28 protein-coding genes are annotated in these 21,753 nt (G+C 33.1%); 17 read left to right on the top strand and 11 right to left on the bottom strand.

What is annotated here, in order from left to right; genetic code table 11:
- Positions 1-249: 249 nt before the first annotated feature.
- Entirely contained in the window at positions 250-1,257 is a 1,008-nt protein-coding gene (locus ACSVH2_RS10480; RefSeq protein WP_438093130.1) for a carboxypeptidase-like regulatory domain-containing protein, read from the bottom strand.
- A 568-nt stretch (positions 1,258-1,825) separates the two neighbouring features.
- Between ACSVH2_RS10480 and ACSVH2_RS10475 the strand changes: the two genes are divergently transcribed.
- The 4 genes from ACSVH2_RS10475 to ACSVH2_RS10460 all read left to right on the top strand — a co-directional run bounded on the left by ACSVH2_RS10475 (position 1,826) and on the right by ACSVH2_RS10460 (position 5,006).
- Entirely contained in the window at positions 1,826-2,572 is a 747-nt protein-coding gene (locus ACSVH2_RS10475; RefSeq protein WP_438093129.1) for a DUF3667 domain-containing protein, read from the top strand.
- Positions 2,573-2,584: 12 nt separating this feature from the next.
- On the top strand, positions 2,585-3,109 hold the full coding sequence (locus ACSVH2_RS10470) for a hypothetical protein (RefSeq protein ID WP_438093128.1): 525 nt from the start codon (positions 2,585-2,587) through the stop codon (positions 3,107-3,109).
- Between the two features lie 163 nt (positions 3,110-3,272).
- Positions 3,273-3,800, top strand: a complete 528-nt coding sequence (locus tag ACSVH2_RS10465; RefSeq protein WP_438093127.1) for a superoxide dismutase family protein — start codon at positions 3,273-3,275, stop codon at positions 3,798-3,800.
- Between the two features lie 9 nt (positions 3,801-3,809).
- On the top strand, positions 3,810-5,006 hold the full coding sequence (locus ACSVH2_RS10460; protein WP_438093126.1) for an LETM1-related biofilm-associated protein: 1,197 nt from the start codon (positions 3,810-3,812) through the stop codon (positions 5,004-5,006).
- Positions 5,007-5,122: 116 nt separating this feature from the next.
- Here ACSVH2_RS10460 and ACSVH2_RS10455 read toward each other — a convergent pair whose 3' ends face one another.
- On the bottom strand, positions 5,123-6,052 hold the full coding sequence (locus ACSVH2_RS10455; protein WP_438093125.1) for a LysR family transcriptional regulator: 930 nt from the start codon (positions 6,050-6,052) through the stop codon (positions 5,123-5,125).
- 92 nt (positions 6,053-6,144) lie between these two features.
- On the opposite strand from ACSVH2_RS10455, the gene ACSVH2_RS10450 reads away from it, so the two are divergent.
- From ACSVH2_RS10450 to ACSVH2_RS10425, 6 genes are all read left to right on the top strand, one after another.
- Positions 6,145-7,581, top strand: a complete 1,437-nt coding sequence (locus ACSVH2_RS10450) for an NADP-dependent isocitrate dehydrogenase (protein ID WP_438093124.1) — start codon at positions 6,145-6,147, stop codon at positions 7,579-7,581.
- 13 nt (positions 7,582-7,594) lie between these two features.
- Positions 7,595-7,834 carry a hypothetical protein gene (locus tag ACSVH2_RS10445; protein WP_438093123.1) on the top strand — a complete coding sequence of 80 codons (240 nt, stop codon included), beginning with the start codon at positions 7,595-7,597 and terminating at the stop codon, positions 7,832-7,834.
- A gap of 73 nt (positions 7,835-7,907) precedes the next feature.
- On the top strand, positions 7,908-8,114 hold the full coding sequence (locus ACSVH2_RS10440) for a hypothetical protein (protein WP_438093122.1): 207 nt from the start codon (positions 7,908-7,910) through the stop codon (positions 8,112-8,114).
- A gap of 10 nt (positions 8,115-8,124) precedes the next feature.
- Positions 8,125-8,967, top strand: coding sequence for a DUF6671 family protein (locus tag ACSVH2_RS10435; protein WP_438093121.1), 843 nt, complete (start codon positions 8,125-8,127; stop codon positions 8,965-8,967).
- 3 nt (positions 8,968-8,970) lie between these two features.
- A complete protein-coding gene (locus ACSVH2_RS10430) occupies positions 8,971-9,921 on the top strand; it encodes an L-threonylcarbamoyladenylate synthase (protein WP_438093120.1) in 951 nt (316 codons plus the stop codon).
- A 3-nt stretch (positions 9,922-9,924) separates the two neighbouring features.
- Complete coding sequence (locus ACSVH2_RS10425; RefSeq protein ID WP_438093119.1) at positions 9,925-10,887, top strand: sodium-dependent bicarbonate transport family permease; 963 nt, start codon at positions 9,925-9,927, stop codon at positions 10,885-10,887.
- 5 nt (positions 10,888-10,892) lie between these two features.
- Here the strand turns inward: ACSVH2_RS10425 and can are convergent, their stop codons facing one another.
- The 3 genes from can to ACSVH2_RS10410 form a co-directional block, all read right to left on the bottom strand.
- Entirely contained in the window at positions 10,893-11,537 is a 645-nt protein-coding gene (can, locus tag ACSVH2_RS10420; RefSeq protein ID WP_438093118.1) for a carbonate dehydratase, read from the bottom strand.
- Positions 11,534-13,201, bottom strand: a complete 1,668-nt coding sequence (locus ACSVH2_RS10415) for a SulP family inorganic anion transporter (protein ID WP_438093117.1) — start codon at positions 13,199-13,201, stop codon at positions 11,534-11,536. The genes can and ACSVH2_RS10415 overlap by 4 nt, the downstream gene beginning before the upstream one ends.
- Positions 13,202-13,264: 63 nt before the next feature.
- The gene (locus ACSVH2_RS10410) at positions 13,265-13,552 is read right to left on the bottom strand and encodes a hypothetical protein (RefSeq protein ID WP_438093116.1); all 288 of its coding nucleotides are present in this window, start codon (positions 13,550-13,552) and stop codon (positions 13,265-13,267) included.
- An 87-nt stretch (positions 13,553-13,639) separates the two neighbouring features.
- Here ACSVH2_RS10410 and ACSVH2_RS10405 point away from each other — a divergent pair, with 87 nt between their 5' ends.
- Positions 13,640-14,581 carry a LysR substrate-binding domain-containing protein gene (locus ACSVH2_RS10405; RefSeq protein ID WP_438093115.1) on the top strand — a complete coding sequence of 314 codons (942 nt, stop codon included), beginning with the start codon at positions 13,640-13,642 and terminating at the stop codon, positions 14,579-14,581.
- A gap of 32 nt (positions 14,582-14,613) precedes the next feature.
- Here ACSVH2_RS10405 and ACSVH2_RS10400 read toward each other — a convergent pair whose 3' ends face one another.
- The 5 genes from ACSVH2_RS10400 to ACSVH2_RS10380 form a co-directional block, all read right to left on the bottom strand.
- Positions 14,614-14,808, bottom strand: coding sequence for a hypothetical protein (locus ACSVH2_RS10400; protein WP_438093114.1), 195 nt, complete (start codon positions 14,806-14,808; stop codon positions 14,614-14,616).
- 210 nt (positions 14,809-15,018) lie between these two features.
- Positions 15,019-15,216 (bottom strand): hypothetical protein, encoded by a 198-nt coding sequence (locus ACSVH2_RS10395; RefSeq protein ID WP_438093113.1) that lies wholly within the window; start codon positions 15,214-15,216, stop codon positions 15,019-15,021.
- Between the two features lie 117 nt (positions 15,217-15,333).
- Positions 15,334-16,032, bottom strand: a complete 699-nt coding sequence (gene mnmD, locus ACSVH2_RS10390; RefSeq protein WP_438093112.1) for a tRNA (5-methylaminomethyl-2-thiouridine)(34)-methyltransferase MnmD — start codon at positions 16,030-16,032, stop codon at positions 15,334-15,336.
- A gap of 3 nt (positions 16,033-16,035) precedes the next feature.
- Positions 16,036-16,515, bottom strand: coding sequence for a hypothetical protein (locus tag ACSVH2_RS10385; RefSeq protein ID WP_438093111.1), 480 nt, complete (start codon positions 16,513-16,515; stop codon positions 16,036-16,038).
- A 12-nt stretch (positions 16,516-16,527) separates the two neighbouring features.
- Positions 16,528-17,028, bottom strand: a complete 501-nt coding sequence (locus ACSVH2_RS10380; protein ID WP_438093110.1) for a DUF4920 domain-containing protein — start codon at positions 17,026-17,028, stop codon at positions 16,528-16,530.
- A 279-nt stretch (positions 17,029-17,307) separates the two neighbouring features.
- Here ACSVH2_RS10380 and ACSVH2_RS10375 point away from each other — a divergent pair, with 279 nt between their 5' ends.
- Positions 17,308-18,375 carry a branched-chain amino acid aminotransferase gene (locus ACSVH2_RS10375; protein ID WP_438093109.1) on the top strand — a complete coding sequence of 356 codons (1,068 nt, stop codon included), beginning with the start codon at positions 17,308-17,310 and terminating at the stop codon, positions 18,373-18,375.
- A gap of 58 nt (positions 18,376-18,433) precedes the next feature.
- Here ACSVH2_RS10375 and ACSVH2_RS10370 read toward each other — a convergent pair whose 3' ends face one another.
- The gene (locus ACSVH2_RS10370) at positions 18,434-18,817 is read right to left on the bottom strand and encodes a hypothetical protein (protein ID WP_438093108.1); all 384 of its coding nucleotides are present in this window, start codon (positions 18,815-18,817) and stop codon (positions 18,434-18,436) included.
- A 47-nt stretch (positions 18,818-18,864) separates the two neighbouring features.
- On the opposite strand from ACSVH2_RS10370, the gene ACSVH2_RS10365 reads away from it, so the two are divergent.
- From ACSVH2_RS10365 to ACSVH2_RS10345, 5 genes are read left to right on the top strand one after another with little or no spacing between them, the layout of a single operon-like run.
- Complete coding sequence (locus ACSVH2_RS10365; RefSeq protein WP_438093107.1) at positions 18,865-19,083, top strand: hypothetical protein; 219 nt, start codon at positions 18,865-18,867, stop codon at positions 19,081-19,083.
- Positions 19,084-19,136: 53 nt separating this feature from the next.
- A complete protein-coding gene (locus ACSVH2_RS10360; protein ID WP_438093106.1) occupies positions 19,137-20,240 on the top strand; it encodes an SRPBCC family protein in 1,104 nt (367 codons plus the stop codon).
- A 57-nt stretch (positions 20,241-20,297) separates the two neighbouring features.
- The gene (locus ACSVH2_RS10355; RefSeq protein WP_438093105.1) at positions 20,298-20,840 is read left to right on the top strand and encodes an RNA polymerase sigma factor; all 543 of its coding nucleotides are present in this window, start codon (positions 20,298-20,300) and stop codon (positions 20,838-20,840) included.
- 30 nt (positions 20,841-20,870) lie between these two features.
- Positions 20,871-21,284 (top strand): hypothetical protein, encoded by a 414-nt coding sequence (locus ACSVH2_RS10350; RefSeq protein ID WP_438093104.1) that lies wholly within the window; start codon positions 20,871-20,873, stop codon positions 21,282-21,284.
- Between the two features lie 4 nt (positions 21,285-21,288).
- On the top strand, positions 21,289-21,750 hold the full coding sequence (locus tag ACSVH2_RS10345; protein WP_438093103.1) for a sensor of ECF-type sigma factor: 462 nt from the start codon (positions 21,289-21,291) through the stop codon (positions 21,748-21,750).
- The last annotated feature ends 3 nt before the right edge of the window (positions 21,751-21,753 follow it).

The following is a 21,753-nucleotide window of genomic DNA, read 5'->3' as shown; positions in this document are numbered from 1 at the left end:
TAGTCAATCCATTCGCGTGGTAATAAAATGAAAACCACACCACAAAACCTCTAAACTTCAAAGCACCATAAAAACCCCATCAATGTCCCAGTTCCATAGGAACGATACATGGTGTAGCCCAGGGTTTTAACCCTGGGATATAAAAACAATATATCTGTGCAATAAAAAAATCCGTGTAATCCGTGTAATCTGTGGCAAAAAAACAAAAAAAAAGCAGCTCTCGCTGCTTTTTCATTATAAACTGTGTCACTAAACCACCCTCTCCATCACAACCCTAACCTCATACCGCACACCACTATAAAACACCATCTCAACAACCTTCGATACATATGCCGGTCTGCTAAAAACAAAAGGATAAACACCATCAGGCATATTGCGCAACCTAAAACCACCATTCTCAGAAACCTTGCGTAAAAAGCCAAGCTCCTTACACTCCATAGTAACCAGTGCCAATCCATTCCCTTCTGCATCCACCACATCACCAATAGCAGAAAGAGTTCTATAAGAAGGCTTCGTCAACCGCTTAGTGTTTTTAAAATCAACAAAAAAAGGAAACTGCGAAAACTCAACAACCTTAGTCAACAATTGCATCTTATCCAATAAGATAGTCGCTTCTCTAAACTCAACACGCAGCGCATCAGTAGCCGCCTTTTTAGCTACAACACCTGCCTTCGGCTTTGGTATAGTCGAGTCATACAAATAAATCATCTCCCTAAAATCAGTAAGCACCACCTCAGTAATACCATACGTTGCCAAATCACCCAAAAACGCATTGCCCTTCTCCAATATAATAGTACAATTAGTAACACAGCGCGTATCAGCATTTCTCATTAATAAACTCTTCGGATAATTCACCTCTCTCCGCAACTGATAATTATTCGAATTAATAGCATACGCCATAATCTTCCCAGCAATATCAGCTGCCAAAACACATAAATCTTCCTTTACAGCACCTTTCTCTTCAATATTCCCCTGCCGTTGCAATGCCTGACTGCCCGACAGCACATTCAATACCGCAACCTTATCTTGGAATTGCTTAAACAAAACAGTAAAATTTGGAATTTCATCCAAAATTTCAGGAGATGTTCCTACAAGAAACTGCTCCATCGACCAAAACATACTTAGCTTTCGCTCTTGATAATAATTCATAGTATAAAAATTTAAGTTTATAATTAAGATTTGTGGTTTATACAAAATAAATAATTTTAAACCATTAAACAACAATACTTTACAAACTATTTTTAAAAATAATAACATTTTTACGAAATTCTCAAAAAATCAATACTATAAGTAAAAAATTACTTTTCATTCCCGACCAACTACATTCATTTTTAACACATTCCTACAAATATCACAAAGTAAACCCTCCGCGCACCATAGTAACTCCTCCGCGCGCCATAGTAACTCATTCGCGAACCATAGTAACTTGTCCGCGCACCATAGTAACTCCTTCGCGAACCATAGTAACTTGACCGCGCACCATAGTAACTCATCCGCGCGCCATAGTAACTCAATCTGGAGCCATAGTAACTATATCTGAGACCATATTATTTTCTCTACCACCACTTGTCATTCCCGCATATGCGGGAATCCAATTTCAATATCCGTTAAATCCGCGCAAATAAATCCGTTTTATCAGCGTTCCATCAACCACAAATTAAAACTACCCTTTGTCATTCCAGTCTCGTTTTTTGAGACGAGAGGAATCCATTTATTAATTCTATTTGTCATTCCCGCGCAGGCGGGAGTCCATAACAATTAAAACAACCATTTTTTTATTCCAACCAATTCACTATTTTAGTCCCAAGTTATAACCACCAGTAAAATGAATACAACTTGTAAAAACTGCAACACATCCTTCACCGGCAATTACTGTCCTGAGTGTGGACAAACCGCAGATACACACAAGCTCAACCATCATTTTGTTTGGCATGATATACAGCACGGTTTATTCCATTATGACAAAGGCATAGTACACGCCGCCAAAGAATTATACACCCGACCAGGTCATTTCATCAGAGAATACATAGAAGGAAAACGCGTAAAACATTTTAAACCCATTTCGTTATTACTGATTTTAGCTTCCATCAGTGGTTTTTTGGCTTATAAATACCAAATCAAGTTACTAAATCTTGATACTAGTACCGATATCAGCAATGGATTACTAACCATAGAAGAATTAAACCATTGGGTCACGACACATTATGCTTGGATAATCCTTTTTACAGTTCCAATTCGTGCCTTTACAACATATATTATTTTCAGAAAACAAGGTTACAATTACTACGAACACATAGTCCTTGCTGCCTATCTAGCATCACAACGTTTACTGCTCAGTATAGCCGTTTTCCCTATTGATTATTGGCTAAAAGACACCGCATTGCTCCCAATCTTCCTGCAATATAACTCCCTGATTGAAATTTGTTTATCAATATGGGGACACACCCAGTTTTTCAACAGACTGCCAAAAGGGAAAGTAATAGCTTTATCCATACTAAGTTGGGTCTTTTTTTTAGCAATAATGACACTCTGCCTTTTACTAATACTAAACATACTTAATTATAAAATTTAAAAAATACACACCATGAAACTACTCGGAATAAGCTCAAGAATAAACCATCCACAATATGGCAAAGGCGTAATAACCAATGTATCCTCCACAGAATATTGGGTAACCTTCATCGACAGCGGACTAGAAACCATCGACATTGATAGTGAATTTGAAGTCATCGAAGCATCAGATAACGAACTAGATACGGTAAGTTTTTACGAAGTAGAACAATCCCTTCTCTCCATCCTCAAGAAATGGAACGGCCTAGGCGAACCAGTAGCCATTGCGGACAAGTGGAAAGGCGGCAACCTAAAACTAGAACCAGGACAAGCAGGAGTGCAAGGAAAAGACATCCCGATAGATGTATTCTTCCACAAAATAGTCATGCTCCGTGACCGTCTTCGCGTAATGGAACAAAAGATAAACGCTAGCAACATCGAAGAAATAGAAAAAGTAGAACTACAGCAATACATCACTAGAATTTATGGCACATTGACAACGTTCAACGTGTTGTTCAAATTGCAAAGCCAATACTTTGTAGGGGAAAAAACAAAGTAATTATAATTCTTGATTTACACAACTATGATTTGCTATCATAAAGTAAAACGCCTTCATATCTTCTATAAAAACTATGAATCTATGTGTTTAAAATAAAAGAAAATCAATTACACCAAAAAGTTTATATTTTAGTATCTTTATACCTCTATAAAAACAACACACCATGAAAAAAGTAATTGCAACATTTGTTCTTTTTGGATTAATCATTTTAGGATGTAAAAGTTCCTCTTCTGCTGACACAGGCAACACACTAAAACTTGTTTTTGAAACCAAAAGCAATAGTGGTGTAACAGGAACAGCAACGTTCACACAAAAAGGTAACGAAGTAACACTAGTAGCCAAACTAGCTGGACTGAAACCAGGCACACACGCCATTCACATTCATGAAAAAGCAGATTGTTCTGCTGCCGATGCAGCATCGGCTGGTGGACACTGGAACCCAACGTTCAAAAAACATGGAAAATGGGGCGATGCCGAATACCACAAAGGCGATATAGGTAACTTCACCGCCGATGTTGATGGCAATGGAACCATTATTTTCAAAACAGACCAATGGTGCATAGGATGTGGCGATGAAACAAAAGACATCATCAACAAAGGATTAATCGTTCACGATAAACCAGATGATTTTGTTACCCAACCTACAGGAAATGCTGGCGCAAGAGTAGCGTGTTCGGCTATTATTAAATAGTTATTTTTCATGATTAACCCATCGGCTCACGGCTGGATAGACAAATTCTTTGCAGAGCAAAGACTATTGCCTCACCCTTTTCCCGAGAGTGAATTGGCTTTTTATACTCAAACGCGAGCTACGGGTTTTATCTTCGGACACACTATCAGTTTTGATAGTACACATCCTATTGATACTAACAGCCGACTGCCACAAGAAATATCAAAGATAGGATTGCTCAACACACTCTATCAGATGTTTCGTTGGGAAAAGCAAACAGATGAATCTGAACTATTCATTACCGAAGCTGTTGGATTTTATAATTCCTTAATCACCAAAGGATTTAATCCCTTGCAGAAAATGTTACCCAGCACTACGCCTTCTCACAAACTAGAGAAGATACTGCACGATAGGGTTCAGACTAACGAGGATTTGATTACCAAAAACTTTTCGCATGCAATAACCAATGCCCTACTCTTTATAGATGTTTTGGCCTTCAAACAATACCTCGAAAAAGGAAGCATCTCCGATAAATATTTCAATAAGATTGAAGGAATCGTAATGAGTATTGTTTCGCTTTCGCTAAAAACAAAGACCAATATATCGCCACACGATGTGTTGTTATTGAAACTTTTTGATGCCTCAGTGCGCTACACAAAGTTTTCTACCACTGCCATCAAAACCATAGACGATTTAGAACTGAGTTACCTTCAAAACGATTTGGAGAAGTTGTATATGATTGATTTGGCTGGCATCAGTTTGTGGAGCGATGAAAAGGTGGAAAACGAGGAACGCTACTTTTTGTATAAACTAGGCGAAAGTCTGAGTATTGACGATAGCTTGGTACTGAGCAGTATTACTTTTATCAATAGTTTTATTGCTAATCACAAAAAGGAAATCCCCTATTTTAATTATTCCAATCCGGTGAAACACTTCTATGATCAAACTTCGGATAGCGTAGTTGTTTTAATAAACCGAAACAAAAAAAGATTGCTCAAGGAAATATCTCAAAGCAAAGAGTTAATGCAATTACTGGCTAAGTCAACCCACAAAGACTTGGACAAGGAAGAGAAAAAGAAAATCAAACGGCAGTTGTTGGATGTGTGTAAAAGCATTCCGTCTCTCACTATTTTTTTGTTGCCTGGCGGAAGTTTATTGTTGCCTTTGTTGATTAAGTTTATTCCAACGTTGCTTCCCTCCTCTTTTAATGAAAATATAGAGGATTGATAAAAGATAAATATGCATTTTGTTATTGTCTTCGACAGGCTCAGACTGACATTTTCTTTCTAATTGCGTTTTTAATTTTCAAATCTATTTGTAATGTGTAATTTGAGATTAAGATCTCATATTGTATAATTATCAATCCAAGAAAAATAAGTGTTTCTCAAATTGCTTTTTTCTTGCCGGATATATTTTAAATACGCTTCGGCAACTGGACTCATCGATTTGTTTTTTAACCATACCAAATGCCAATTGGACTGAATAGGAAATCCTTTCATGGGTATGATTTTTAGATTACCATTTTCCAGTTCGTTCTTCAATCCTATGATAGGCATTATTGAATAGCCAATTCCGGCAATAACGGCTTGCTTGACTGCTTCATTTGAGGTAAGTTGCATTTTCTTTATGGACTGTAATCCATTGCGATGCAGGTAGTTTTCCATAACTAATCTAGTAGCCGAACCTTCTTCTCTAAAGATTAACGGAAAGTCCTGAAACATATCAATATTGTTGTTTTGAACTCCTGAAGAAGCGTTATGGTTTCCTATAAAATAGAGTTTGTTTTCTAGCAAATTCTCCGATTGCAATTGAATATCATCGGGCAGAATAGACACTAAAGCAAAATCAATTTCGTTGTTTTCCAAACTCTTGACTACTCTTGACTTGTTGGTCACATCCATCACAAGGTCTATTCCTTTATTTTGATTTAAAAAATCGGAGAGGAAATAAGGCATTACATACTTACCTGTTGACACCACAGATAAAGTCAGTTTTCCCGATAAAATCCCTTGAAAGGTTTTGGATTTGTAGTTTATGGTCGCCACTTCGTCTAATACTTTTTGAGCCGTGATGGCAATTTCGGCACCAAAGTGAGTTACATACAATTGTCTTCCTATCACTTCTGTCAAAGGAATATCAAACTGATCTTGTAGTTTTTTTAATTGAATAGAAACGGCAGGTTGCGTTAAATTCAATTCTTCGGCGGCTTTTGTGATACTCTTGGTCTCCGCAATTTTCAGGAATATCTGTAATTGATGTAAGGTATAATGCATAAATATATTTAATGTATATCATAACAAATATAAATAAAAATATATAAAAAAAGCATTATAGTTTTGCAGAAATAAATTAACCAAATAAAAATATGCATAGAATAACTATCGCAAAAGGAGACGGAATTGGTCCAGAAATTATGGACGCTACATTAGAAATCATCAAAGCTGCAGGAGCACAACTTGAGTATGATGAAATAGAAGTGGGTGAAAAAGTATATCTTTCTGGAAACACTTCTGGTATAGCTAAAGAAAGCTGGGATACCATTATCAAGAACAAAGTTTTTTTGAAAGCACCTATTACTACTCCACAAGGTGGTGGTTATAAAAGTTTGAATGTAACAACCAGAAAATTTCTTGGATTGTATTCTAATGTTAGACCATGTATGAGTTTACACCCTTTTGTGGAAACGAAACATCCAAAAATGGATATTGTTATCATCAGAGAAAATGAAGAAGATTTATATGCAGGAATTGAGCACCAACAAACGGATGAAGTAGTTCAATGTTTAAAAATCATCAGCCGTCCAGGTTGTGAAAAGATTGTTCGTTATGCTTTTGAATTTGCAAAACAATATGGTAGAAAGAAAGTAACTTGTTTTACCAAAGACAATATCATGAAGCAAACGGATGGATTGTTCCACCAAGTGTTTGATGAAATTGCAACAGAATACCCAGAAATTGAAAACGAACACTGGATTATTGACATAGGTGCTGCTAAAATGAGCGACACGCCAGAAGCATTTGATGTTATTGTAACCTTAAATTTATATGGTGATGTACTTTCTGATATTGCTGCACAAATTGCAGGTTCTGTTGGATTAGCTGGTTCAGCAAATATTGGAGAAGAATGTTCGATGTTTGAAGCCATTCATGGTTCGGCACCAAGAAGAGCTGGACAAAACATGGCAAATCCTTCGGGACTATTACAAGGCGCTGTGATGATGTTAAATCATTTAGGTCAAAATGTAATTGCTACGAAAGTACACAATGCTTGGTTAAAAACTCTTGAAGATGGAATTCACACGTATGATATTTTCAAAGAAGGTGTTAGCACTCAAAAAGTAGGAACTAAAGAATTTGCTCAAGCCGTTATTGCCAATTTAGGTCAAAAACCAAAAACATTAGCAGCAGTGAATTATGAGAATGGCCAAGCTTTAAATCTTCCAAAATACAAAAAGAGACCACAAGCCAAGAAAGAGCTTATTGGACATGATATTTTTGTTCATTGGAACGGAACAGATGCTAATGAATTAGCTGAAAAGATGTCAAAAATTGGCACTCAAAACGTGAAATTAAGCATGATTACTAACAGAGGTATCAAAGTGTGGCCAGAAGGGTTTTCACAAACCTTTTGTACAGACCACTGGAGATGCCGTTTCAAAACTGAGGAAGGTAAAACCGTATCAAAAGAAGAAATAATAATTCTTTTGCAACAATGTATTCAAAATGATATTGATACTATCAAAACCGAAAACTTATATCAGTTTGATGGTAAAATGGCTTTCTCACTAGGACAAGGACAATAAAAAAACAAAAACTATGACTGTACAATTAGTAACTGGTGAATTTAGCAAATTAGAAACATTGAATATGATAACTCAAATGTTTGAAATGAGAATAAAATTTCATGAAGACAAGATTATGAGTTCTCATAACGAAGAAGATATAAAAATGAGAGAAAAGAAAATTAAATTTCTCCAAGGCGAATTGGCACAAGCTAGAACCTACCTTGTTAGTAAAGAAGATCCAATTGCTGTTTTATGCACAATTACAATCTAATTAATATATGGATAAATATCAATTTAAGTTAATTGAGGGTGATTTTTCATCTCAGGATGCCAAGACCGTTTTAATGACTGTAATCAATAGTAAAGTGAATTTTCATAATCTAAATTCTTTTAGTGAATTTGTTAAAAACAATGAAACTTGTGAAACATCAAAACGAAGAGTTTCAGCATTATCAACAGCACGTGAAGATATCATGAAGCTTATAGAAGAAAGTGAAAAAAAAGGAATGAGGTTGAAAATTAACGGTGACATTACAGTAGAGTTTATTTAAGCTGAAGGATTTGGAAATTTTTGAAGGGAGAAAGTTAATCATTGCCACAAAGCATCAAAAAGAAAGTGTCATAGCGCCTTTATTAGAGGAACATCTTGGTGTAGAGTGCTTTGTCCCAACTGATTTTGACACCGATACGTTGGGGACTTTTACTGGAGAAATTGAGAGAAAAGCAGATGCTTTAACCACAGTTAGACAAAAATGTCTGCTGGCAATGGAGGAATACCAATGTGATTTAGGCATAGCAAGCGAAGGCTCTTTTGGTCCACATCCTTCCATTTTTATGGCACATGCTGATGATGAATTTTTAATTTTTATTGATAAAAAAAATAACTTAGAAATAATTGTACGAGAGATAAGTCTCGACACTAATTTTAATGCAACAACTGTAAATTGTTTTCAAAATTTGGTTGATTTAGTAAAGACAGTTGGGTTTCCTGAACATGGTGTGATTTTAAAAATCACTACGGAAGAAGTTCCTACCATTGTAAAAGGAATTCAATCCTGGGAATTATTGGAAGAGAGTTTTCATACGCTTTCGGCCATTAATTCCCAAGTTGTTGCAGAAACTGACATGCGAGCGATGTTTAATCCAACACGTATGAAGGTTATTGAAAAAGCTACTCAAAAACTAGTAGCAAAAATAAAATCACTTTGCCCTGAATGCCATACACCAGGTTTTGGTGTGGTAAACATCAAATCAGGATTGCCTTGTGAATGGTGTGGTTCACCAACAAAATCAACAAAATCGCATATTTATCAATGTCAAAAATGTAACTTTGAACAGGAAAAAATGTTTCCCAATGACAAGAAAACAGAAGATCCGATGTATTGTGATTATTGTAACCCATAAAAAATGAAAGTAGAAATCGAAAAAGCAGCGGCATTACTAGAAGAAGGAAATGTTGTTGCCATTCCAACAGAAACTGTTTACGGATTAGCAGCTAATGCTTTTGATGAAGATGCCGTCAGGAAAATATTTGAAATAAAAGGCAGACCATTATTCAATCCTCTAATTGTTCATATTAAATCAATTGACTTTCTAGAGCATTTGGTAAACAATATTCCACCCAAAGCGTTGCAACTCGCACAGCATTTTTGGCCTGGTTCCTTAACTTTAATTTTGCCAAAAAAGGAAATTGTTCCCAATATTATCACGGCAGAAAAAGATACTGTGGCCGTTCGCGTACCAAATCATCCCGTAACTTTGGCACTTCTCGATATATTAGATTTTCCTTTGGCAGCGCCAAGTGCTAATCCTTTTGGAACCATCAGTCCAACAGAGGCAAAACATGTAATCGATTATTTCAAAGATACAATACCCATGGTTTTGGATGGTGGAATATGTCAAAACGGAATAGAATCTACTATTGTTGGGTTTGAGTTTGATGAACCTGTACTGTATCGTTTGGGTTCAATAACAGTGGAAGAAATAGAAAAAATAGTTGGAAGATTATCTATTAAAAATAAAAAGGAAGTTGCTCCTGATGCACCTGGAATGTTGGAACGTCACTATGCTCCAAAAACCAAAACCTTTTTAGAAACTGATGTAAATGCGTTTATACAAAAACATCCTGATAAAAAAATAGGAGTTCTATTGTTTAATCAAAGGACAGAAAATCATGATCTTATTCATCAAGAAATTTTGTCTGAAAACGGAAACTATAAAGAAGCAGCTCTAAATCTGTATGCCGCGATGCATCGATTAGATAAATTGGGATTAGACTTAATTGTTGCCGAACGATTTCCTGATATTGATTTAGGAAAATCTATTAATGATCGCTTGGAGCGAGCTACTAAAAATTAATATATGAATTTAGATTTACTTTTAGATAATTTAACCAATCCTGCGCTTCTTTTCTTTTTGTTGGGGATAATTGCCACAAGATTGAAAAGCGATTTAGAAATTCCGCCGAACTCCTCAAAATTTATTTCGCTATATCTATTATTCTCCATAGGGTTTAAAGGTGGACAAGAGTTGGCTCACAGTCATTTTGACCTAGAGATAATTTATTCTGCAATTTTTGGAGTATTCATTGCGCTGGTTATTCCTATTTACTGTTTTTTTATTCTGAAAAGAAAATTTAGCATAGAAAATTCGGGTGCTATTGCCGCTGCTTATGGATCTGTAAGTGCCGTTACTTTTGTTACGGCTATTTCATTTTTAGAAATTCAAAAATATACTTTCAGCGGACACATGGTTGCCATCATGGCATTGATGGAAGCACCAGCTATTATTATTGGTGTAATCCTAATGAAAATGTTTAATAAAAATGAGGTTATAAAAACCAAAATGAAGACCGTAGTAAAGCATTCACTAACTAATGGAAGTGTGTTACTTATTCTAGGTAGTTTGGTTATTGGTTATTTAGCAAGTGATCAACAAGCTATGGGGATTAAACCTTTTACGACAGATATTTTTAAAGGATTTCTTGCTATATTCCTACTGGATATGGGTATAGTGAGTGGTAAAAAATTAAACGTTTTCTTTAAAAGTGGTTGGTTTCCGTTATTGTTTGCTATTATAATTCCTCTGGTAAATGGTAGTTTAGTGGCAATTCTTAGTCAGTTTGTAACCAATGAAATTGGGAATAGATTTATTTTTGCCATACTTGCAGCAAGTGCATCGTATATTGCAGTTCCAGCAGCAATGAAAATTGTAGCACCTAAAGCAAATCCGGGATTGTTTTTACCTATGGCATTGGCTATCACTTTCCCGTTTAATATTACTTTTGGAATGCCTATTTATCTCTCAATTATACTTTATTGTTAAAAAAATTAGTTAGAAAACTTTAAGCGATACACTTCATCAAGTTCGCCATTTGAACTCATATTTACATCTAAATCGGTTACGTAACCAGAGTTTAATCCGTATGTCCATCCGTGTAGTGTCAAATCTTGTCCGTTTCTCCATGCACCTTGAACAATAGATGTTTTAGCTAAGTCAAAAACTTGTTCTTGCACATTAATTTCGACAAACTTATTGAATCTATCATCTTCGTTTTCAAAGGAATTTAGATAATCTTCGTGCAAGCGATACACATCTTTTATATGACGTATCCAGTTGTCAATAATACCTATTGAATCATTACCCATTGCAGCTTTCACACCACCACAACCATAATGACCGCAAACAATGATGTGCTTTACTTTTAAAACATTAACCGCATAATCCAATACACTTAACATATTCATATCGCTATGAATAACCATGTTGGCAATGTTTCTGTGTACAAAAACTTCTCCGGGTTTTGCCCCAATAATTTCATTTGCAGGCACACGACTGTCTGAGCATCCTATCCAAAGTAATGGTGGTTGTTGGCCTTTGGCTAAATCTTTGAAATAATCACTATCTAAGGCAAGTTGATTCTCAACCCATTTTTTATTATTCTCAAGAATTCTTTTATAAAACTCTACACTCATAGTTCTTCATCTTTAAAAATTATTTCTTTATTTTGGATTAATTCCATCTTACGTTTCATAACATTGTAACGACTTTCAATAGTGACATTGTTATAATAACCACCACTATTTTCTAATTCATAGGCTTCTTTAAACCCAATCAATTTTACTTTAATGTTTTCATCTTTGGCTTTAAAATTCTTAAAATCTTTGATTAAATCCAAAACATCATGAGCAATATATACTGTATCAGAAGCATCTATAACTACTCTCGAGTTTTCTGGAATTGAAAGTAACGTTGACTTAATTGCTGATTTATTTAAAAACGAAACCTCCTGTGCTAAATCAATATGAATGATATCGCCATCATGATATTCTTCATTTCTGAAATGATAAGCACGCTTTGTATTACCTATTAAAATGAAAATTACATTAATAATCATTCCCAAAGCTACACCTTTGAGCAAATCAGTCAAAACAACCGCGAAAAAAGTAAAAATAAATGGAATAAATTGATAAACTTTATCTTTTTCCCAAAAATGTTTAACTGTTTTTGGACTTGCTAATTTGTATCCTACCATTAAAAGTATGGCTGCTAATGTTGCATAAGGAATTTTGTTCAAAAGCATTGGAATGGCTAATACACTCACCAATAATAAAACTCCATGAATTATAGCCGACATTTTTGATTTTGCTCCAGCCGAATTATTAGCCGAAGTTCTTACTACAACAGAAGTCATTGGTAAACCACCAAGTAATGCACTCAAAATATTACCAACACCTTGTGCTTTTAACTCAACATTGGTATCTGAAAACCTTTTTTGAGCGTCCATTTTATCAGCAGCTTCAATACACAAAAGGGTTTCAATAGAAGCTACAATGGCAATTGTAAAACCTACAAACCATACCTTGCTATTAGTAATAGCAGCAAAATCAGGTGTGACAATAATGTTTTTAAATTCGTCAATAGAAGTTGGGATTGGCAAATTAACCAAGTGTTCACTTGAAATGGCAAAACTACTTCCAGAACTTATAAAATACTCGTTGAGTAAAATCCCAACAATTACAGCAACTAAAGCACCAGGAACAACTTTTAATTTTTTTAGAAATTCAATTTTAGTCCATGAGATTAAAATAGCCAAAGAAATTAAGGTTATGATTATTGAACCCAATTGAACATGATCAAGAATTGAGAACAATTCTGAAAAGGTATTTTTTCCATCAACTTGTGAGAACGCTTCATCACCTTGAAAGTCAGAATCAAAACCAACAGCGTGAGGAATTTGTTTTAGAATAATTATCACGCCAATTCCGGCTAACATTCCTTCAATCACATTACTTGGAAAAAAATTTGAAATGGTTCCTGCTTTAATAAAACCTAAGATTAATTGAAAAATCCCAGCTAACAAAACAGCCAATAGAAAAGCATTAAATGAACCCAAGTCGGTTATAGCCACCAAAACAATAGCCGTTAAACCTGCAGCTGGACCAGAAACACTTAATTGTGAAGTACTCAAATAACCTACAACAATTCCTCCAATAACTCCCGAAATAATACCAGAAAACAATGGTGCACCCGATGCAAGAGCAATGCCTAAACATAGAGGTAATGCTACTAAAAAAACTACTAAACCTGCAGCAAAGTCAGATTTTATGTTACCTAAAAGATTTATTTTCTTTGTCATATCCAAAATAATTAATTAATATATATTCACAAAATTGTGAATACCGAAAACGTCTTAATTAAATCAAATAAATTGTGGTGGAGGTGAAAATATTTCTTCTAAAAAATTATCGTTTTTAGACTCAGTTTGAGAGAAAATTTTAGTTTTCTTTAATTTTACTTTTTTTGATAAAAAAGAAATAGTATGCTTAGGCAAAGTTCCTTTTAATAGTTTTAAATCTTTGTGTATTTCTTCTTCACAGAAACTATAAAATAAAGACGTATCAGTTTTATTATCTATCAACGTAACAATTGTTGGAGTCAATAAAAAAGCTAGAAATAAAAATAGTATTATGCTTGAAACAAATTTCATTTTGTAAAAATAGTTTTTTTTGATTATAAATTTTAACAATAAGATAATCTTATAGTTTTTATATTTGCATCAGAAAATATTATAATCATGACTATTACCCAACTTAAATATGTTCTTGCAGTAGCCGAACACAAAAACTTTACCCTAGCAGCCGAAAAATGCTTTGTTACTCAACCCACTTTGAGTATGCAAATACAAAAAATTGAAGAAGAACTTGAAATTCAGATATTTGACAGATCAAAAAAACCCATTCAACTTACAGAAATTGGTCAGAAAATTGTAAACCAATCCAAGAATATTGTTAATGAAGCTGATAGAATTCAAGATATTGTTGACCAACAAAAAGGATTTATTGGTGGAGAATTTCGTTTAGCCATTATTCCTACCGTGATGCCAACACTTCTACCAATGTTTTTGAATAATTTTATTAAAAAATATCCAAAAGTTAAACTAATAATTGAAGAGTTAAACACTGCTGAAATTATCACTAGATTAAAAAATGGACACTTAGATGCAGCCATCGCAGTTACGCCTTTGGAAGATGAAAAAATTAAGGAAGTAGTTTTATATTTTGAACCATTTGTGGCTTACATCCCATCCAATCATCAATCATTTCACAAAAAAGAAATTGAAGTCTCCGATTTAAATATAAACGAAATTTTATTGCTTCAGGACGGACATTGTTTTAGAGATGGCATTTTAAATTTGTGTAAAAATTTAAATTCAGAAGAAAAAAATCATTTCCAAATAGAAAGTGGCAGTTTTGAAACACTCATTAAATTGGCAGATGAAGGTTTGGGAACGACACTTTTACCCTATTTACATACTTTAAATTTGAATGAGAAAGACAAACTGAAATTGAAACATTTTGTAGAGCCAAAACCAGCAAGAGAAGTAAGTTTAATTTTTCCAAAAAATGAATTGAAAATTCATATTATTGATGCTTTAAGGTCAACGATAGCTGGAGTTGTTAAAGGAGCTATTACTTTTCAAAATGTTCAAATCATAAGTCCACTACAAAAAAAATAAGGAGCTTTTGCACAAACTCCTTATTTTTCATCTTAACTAACAACAGTCAAACATTGCTTGAGTTCCGGATGTTCTGAAGTAAAAAATTGAAGCCACTTTTTTAGTTGTTCAATTTCATAAGGCAATAAATTTCTTATTGCTTTTTTTAATTCCTTAGCAAAAAGAACCGGATCAAAACTAACTCTTTCGAGTACCGATTTGGTGTAATCGTAAATCATTCTAGGCATAATTTTTTAAGATTTGGGGTTATCTTATTGTAAGAACGTTTAGTAAAAGTAAAATAAAAAAATAATTACTACAACATTTTTTATTAAAAAAAGACGTTTAAACCCTTTTTTTATCGATGAAATACATTTTTAGTTAAATTTAAAAAGTATAATCTTACTAATTTATTTTGAAACAATAAAAAAGGAACCATTTAAGTTCCTTTAGTTTTATTAACTGTTAATTCGATTGACACAGTGTTTCAGTTCGGGCTTTTCAATAATAAAACTCATCAGCCACTTTGTTAGTTCTTCAAGTTCATAAGGTAACAAAACCTTGTAGGCCTTTTCAAGTTCTTTGCAAAATAAATTTGCATCAAAACTTACTTTCTTCAACACTGATTTGGTGTGATCTAGCATTGTTTTAGACATAAAAAAGTAAAAATAATTAATTAAGAAATTAGATAAGAACGTCTATTGCTTTATCAAAAATAGAAATATAATAAATAGTAAAATGAAATTAAAAGTTAAAAATTATCAACGAAAATGTTAAATTTTTGAAAGTCCTTTAGTAGCGCGTAACATTTCTCTTTTGCCTGGAGCACCAGGTAATTTTTCTACAGAAAAACCTGCTAGCAACATTGCGTTTTTAATGGAAGTGCGACACGCATAAGTAACCAAAATACCATTTGGTTTTAAGGCTTCATACATTTTTTGAAAGATAAGGTCTGACCACAATTCGGGTTGCACTCTAAATCCAAAAGCATCAAAATAAATCAAATCAAATACATTTGTGTCCTTAATATCTTGGAAGAATTGTTGCCGTTTGGTTAAGGAAAAATGAGGGGTAATTTGATTTCTTACATTCCAAACAGTGTTGTGCATCATTTCAAAAATAGCACTTTGGTCATCCGCAATCTGATTAATATAATTCATTTGCGATGCTTCATCAAATGAAACTGGATAGGCTTCTACTCCAACATAATTGATACCCTGATTGCTTTTCAATGCTTCTACATAAGTTATAAAAGCATTCAAACCCGTGCCAAATCCAATTTCTAAAATAGAAATGGGTTTTGCTTCGCCAGTTCGCAAAAGCTCGTGTCCTTCGAAAAGTGAAAACCCATTTTTTATGAATACATGATATGCCTCTTGAATTGCGCCATGTTTTGAATGATAACTTTCATTCCATTCTGGCAAATGAATGGTTGTTGAACCATCATTGGTCATTATAATTTCTCTTTTCAAAGTCTATTTTATATATAACTTTTTAATTCTAGGGATTGGTCCACCACATTTTTGTTGGTGACATTTTACACAGGCATCAACGCCGTTATTAAAATGTTCTTTGGCATTTTTTGGGTCTTTATATATTAATTCTTGAGCGTTTATAAAATTAGCTGCTTGTTCTTTAAAAAAAGCATCGTTATCAGACTCATCAGTCATCACGGCTTTGTGAATTTTTAGGAAATGCTGAGGAAATTCGCCAATAGTTTCGCCCTTTTTGATTCGTTCTTTTAAACGCTGATTGTCAACATACATTTGTTCCATCAGAGCTGCCATTTCTGACATTTGATACATTTCTAGCTTTTTTCCTTTTATAGTATCACACTTTTCAACTACTTTCTTTTCTTCTTTCTTTTCCTCCTTTTTTTGACAAGAAACTAACGTTGAGAGACTAGCAATGCAAAACAAACTGAAAAACAAAACAACTGAGATAATTCTCTTCATACTAATTTTATATTATTTTTTAATGTAAACGCCCGAAGCTATGAAAGAATAAGTTACCTCAGGTTTGGTTATTTTGGCAATTTCTGCCGAAGATTTTCCACCATCTTTTGCATAATGCTTTAACTCATCAACAGAAACAACATCAACAAAAGCTTTCCCGTTTACGATAGCCAAACTATTATCCGCATTTAAGGGAACAAAGAAACCATAGTCTTTAAATTTCACAAACGAGTCGTCATCACCAGCCAATTCCATTTTCATCCAACAACCCTTCTTTTTACAAACCGATTTGATGTTTGATTGAAATTGAACCGTAATAGTATCGCCTTTTTTAATGTTTTTATACTTTTTGAGCATTTCATCTTTAGTCAAGATTTTACTCACTTTAAATTTTTCACCAAACAAAGCGTAATCTTTACTGTCAAAGGATTTTGCTGCAGATTTAGATTGGGCAATTACATTCAAATTAGACAGTAATACAAAAGCAATAAGCAATAGATTTAATTTTTTCATTTTATATATTTTTAATGATTTACAAATGTATAAAGATTAGCTATTTCAAATGCTACATTGACAATTAATTTCAATAATTAATGAAAAATTAAGATAATAAATACTTCTGAAAAGAGAATTTAAAAAAAAACATTCATTCTGTTTTTAGCTTGTAAAAACAAATATTTTTTTATTAGTTTTACAAAAAAAAAGCAACGAAATAATAATCTTTAGAACAATCTCATAACTAATTGAAATCTAATTATATATGATTTTTTTCTTTATTTAATATTCAAATAAATGATGTTAAAAACACCTAACGAAATCGATATAGTTAGAGCTAGTACTTCAAAAATAAACGAAGTTGATTTTGAAAACCTTTCTTTTGGTAACACATTTACAGACCATATGTTGGTTTGTGATTTTAGAAACGGTCAATGGGAAAAACCTGTTATCAAACCTTATGAACCATTCTTAATTGATCCATCTGCTAAAGTATTTCATTATGGTCAAGCCATATTTGAAGGAATGAAAGCATATAAAGATAAAAATGATGCTGTTTGGTTGTTTAGACCTGATGAAAATTTTCATCGTTTTAATAAATCAGCAGTTAGAATGGCAATGCCCGAAGTTCCCGAGGACGTTTTTATTGGTGGATTAAAAGCCATCGTAGATTTAGAAAGAGATTGGGTAAAAAAAGGTTTGGGAAACACCTTATATTTAAGACCTTTTATGATTGCTATTGGTTCGGGTGTAATTGCTCAACCGTCAACACAATATCGATTTATGATTATACTTTCTCCTGCACGTTCTTATTATTCGGGAGAAGTAAAAGTTATCATTGCAGAACATTACAGTCGTGCTGCTAATGGTGGTATTGGTGCTGCAAAAGCGGCAGGTAATTATTCTGCACAATTCTACCCACAAAAATTGGCTCAGGAAAAAGGCTTTCAACAAATCATTTGGACAGATGATGCTACGCACACCAAATTAGAAGAAGCTGGAACAATGAATGTTTTTTTTAGAATTAATGACACTATAATTACTGCGCCTGTTAGCGAGAGAATTCTTGATGGTGTAACCAGAAAGAGTTTAATTCAATTGGCTAAACGTGATGGAATTAAAATTGAAGAACGTTCTGTTTTAGTAGAAGAAATCGTGGCTGCTGCAAAAGATGGAAGTCTAAAAGAAATTTTTGGTTCTGGAACTGCAGCTGTTGTTAGTCCAATAGTAGGGTTTCAATACCAAGAACACTATTATGAATTACCAAAACTGGAGAACTCTATAGCATTGCAGTTGAAAGACAAAATGACCAAAATTCAATACAAACTAGCTGAAGACACCTTTGGTTGGACAGTGAAAATATAATTTTGGATAATACATATCAGACTTAAAAAAGCGATTTTCAATGAAAATCGCTTTTTTATTATTTCAAAATCTCCTCAAAACTTGGTTTAAAATAATTTGGCCCTTTCATAACTTTGCCATCTTCTCTATAAATAGGTTTTCCATCTTCACCTAGTTTACTCATGTTACTGCGTTGAATTTCGTCAAACACTTCTTCAATTTTGTGTTGTAAGCCATGCTCGAGTATTGTTCCACACAATATATAGAGCATATCACCGAGTGCATCGGCTATTTCGACTAAATCATCATTCTGAACAGCTTCAAGATATTCTTCGTTTTCTTCTTTCATTAAATTAAAGCGAAGTATGTTTTTTTGGTCGCCCAAATGTCCTTTCATTTCATAACTAACACCCAATCCAAATGAGGTGTGAAATTCTTTTACAGCGTTGAGTTGTTTTTGCATATTATAAAAAATTAATTGATGATGCAAAATACAACTTTACATTACAAATGTCTAAATTTGTTGAAAATTTGAAAAATATGTTCACAACTGGTCAATGGATTTTTGCCGCACTTTTTTTTATTGCTTTTGTTATTGCTATGTATTTTGCCTATGGAAAAGATAAAGCATTGCATCAAAAAATGTATAAAGGAAGTTATAAGATTCTAATTGGTTTTATCATTTTTATTGCGCTGCTTTTTGTAATAAAAATATTTTTAAAGCACTAATACAATAATGGTATTACAGATTACCTAACTTTGTAAAACCAAAAAATCACTTCATGAGAATTTTAAAATATTTATTTCTTCTAGTTCTTTTAGCTTTAATTGGAATTACTGTATATGTAACCACACAAAAAGGAGATTTTGAAGTGGCTAAAAGTAGTATTATAAAAACGCAAAGAAGTACCGTTTTTGATTATGTAAACGATTATAAAAATTGGGAAACTTTTGGTTCTTGGATGAAAAAAGAAGAGAATATTAAATTCAATTATCTTTCAAAAACAATGGGTTCGGGTGCATATTGTTCTTGGGAAAGCGATTTTGGTAACGGAGATATTAAAACTTATTTTGTTAAAGAAAATGATAGCATTTATCAAAAAGCGAACTTTAACAGCACAAAATCTGATATTTTTTGGACCTTTAAAGATACTGTTGGAGGAACAAAAGTAACCATTCACGGCAAAGGAAAAATGGACGTTTTGACTAAAATCAAGATGTTTTTTAGAGGTGGTATTTCTGGGGTTTTATCAGATGAAATGGAAAAAAGTTTACTGAAACTTGATAAAACATTGGAATATGAAATGAAGACCTATTCCATCAAAGTCAACGGAATAGTGCAGCGAGGTTCAGGATTTTGCATCAAACAGACAATTTCTTGCAGAATAAAAAGTGTGTCAAAGAACATAAAAATAATTATTCCAAGAATGGTGTATTTTTTCAAAAAAAATAACCTAAAAATGGCTGGAAGACCTTTTGTATCGTATGATGTTTACGATATTACAAAAGATTTTGTCACTTTATCAGTTTGTATTCCTACTGAAGAACAAGTTTTCATATCCTCTGTAAGCGATGTCACCACTGCCGAAATCATTCCTTTTACCTGTTTAAAAACAACTTTGGTTGGCGATTACTCTCATACTGCTGAAGCTTGGACAAAAGCTAAAAAGTATATTGCTGACAAAGGTTTATCTCAAAACTTTGCGGGGAAATATATAGAAGTATATGTCAAAACAATTGATGAAGTAAAACAACCTTCCAAGTGGATAACTGAAATTTATATTCCTGTTTTTCCAAAAACTGAAGTGGCAAAACCCGCTGTTATTCCAACTGCAATCGTTGTTACACCATCGGAACCTGTTCCAACTCCTGTTGAAAACCCATAATTTTTCATCAAATTAAACCTTTTGCAGTATCTTTATTCCAATTGATAAATTTTCGCTTTGCAAGAAGAAAAAGAATTCATTGAGGAATTATTAAATCCAAAAACGCAAAACCAAGCGTTTCAAAAACTCTTGCGTGATTATCAAAGACCATTATACAATCATATTCGAAATATTGTTCTAAATCATGACGATGCTGATGATGTTTTACAAAATACCTTTGTCAAAGTTTTTCAGTATTTGAAAAATTTTAAAGGAGAAAGCAAATTATTTTCATGGATGTATCGCATTGCCACAAATGAAGCCATTACTTTTATCAATCAAAAAGCAAAACGAAATGGAACAACTAGTGAAGCACTGCAAAGTAAAATTGTAGACAATTTAAAAGCTGACACTTATTTTGATGGCAATGAAATTCAAATCAAATTGCAAAAAGCTATAGTCCTTTTACCCGAAAAACAACAACTCGTATTTAAAATGAAATATTTTGAAGAGATAAAATATGAAGATATGTCTGAAATTTTGGGTACGTCAGTTGGTGCTTTGAAAGCATCCTATCATCATGCTGTAAAAAAAATTGAAGATTTTATGAAAAACAATTAAACCATATAAAATTATTAAAGTCAAACGAACATGAAAGAATTCAAATTAGATAAAGAACCTAAAATAAACTCAGGATTTAATACTCCTGATGGATATTTTGATTCGTTTTCTGAACGTATTTTAACCCAACTACCTAAAGACGAAACTAAGGTCATTTCTATCTATAAAACTAGAAAAACTTGGTATTTTGTGGCAGCTGCTGTTTTAATTTTGATGTTGTCAATTCCTTTATACATTAAATACCAGGCAAGTACTAGCGAAATAAATTCAGAAATATTAGAAGACTATCTCACCTATCACTCCTCAATTACTGAAGACGAAATAGTAAATTTACTGGAAACAGAAGATTTAGAAAAAATGAAAATAGACTTAAAACTTAAAGAAGAAGATTTGGAAGAAATTTTATTAAACAATCCCGAACTTGAACAATACTTAATAAACTAAAAATATGATACACAAAAAAATAATGCTAGTAATGCTAATGATACTATCAGCCAATGCGTTTTCACAAAACGGTAAGATGTCAAAAGAAAACAGAGACCAAATAAAATCGTTGAAAATAGCTTTTATAACCAGCGAGTTATCGTTAACTTCTGAGGAAGCTACAAAGTTTTGGCCTATTTACAATGCTTTTGAGGATAAACAACAAGACATTAGAAAACAAAAAATGAAAGGTTATATAGATAGAATGGATGATGCATCACTCGATAAATTAACCGAAAAAGAAGCTTCAACATTACTTACTCAAATGGAAAGTACCGAAGATGAATTGTATCAAGCCAAAAAGAAATTAATAAGTAGTTTAAAAGGTGCAATTCCTCCTGTAAAAATTTTGAAACTTAAAAAAGCCGAAGAAGATTTTAATCGAAAACTTTTGCAACAATATCGGGATAAACGTCCTAGACCATAATAA

Origin of the sequence: Flavobacterium sp. RSB2_4_14 (assembly GCF_051547085.1) — a bacterium.
Taxonomy (GTDB): Bacteria; Bacteroidota; Bacteroidia; order Flavobacteriales; family Flavobacteriaceae; genus Flavobacterium.
Note: the sequence above shows the minus strand (reverse complement) of the source record. Positions and strands in the feature narration are given on the sequence as shown.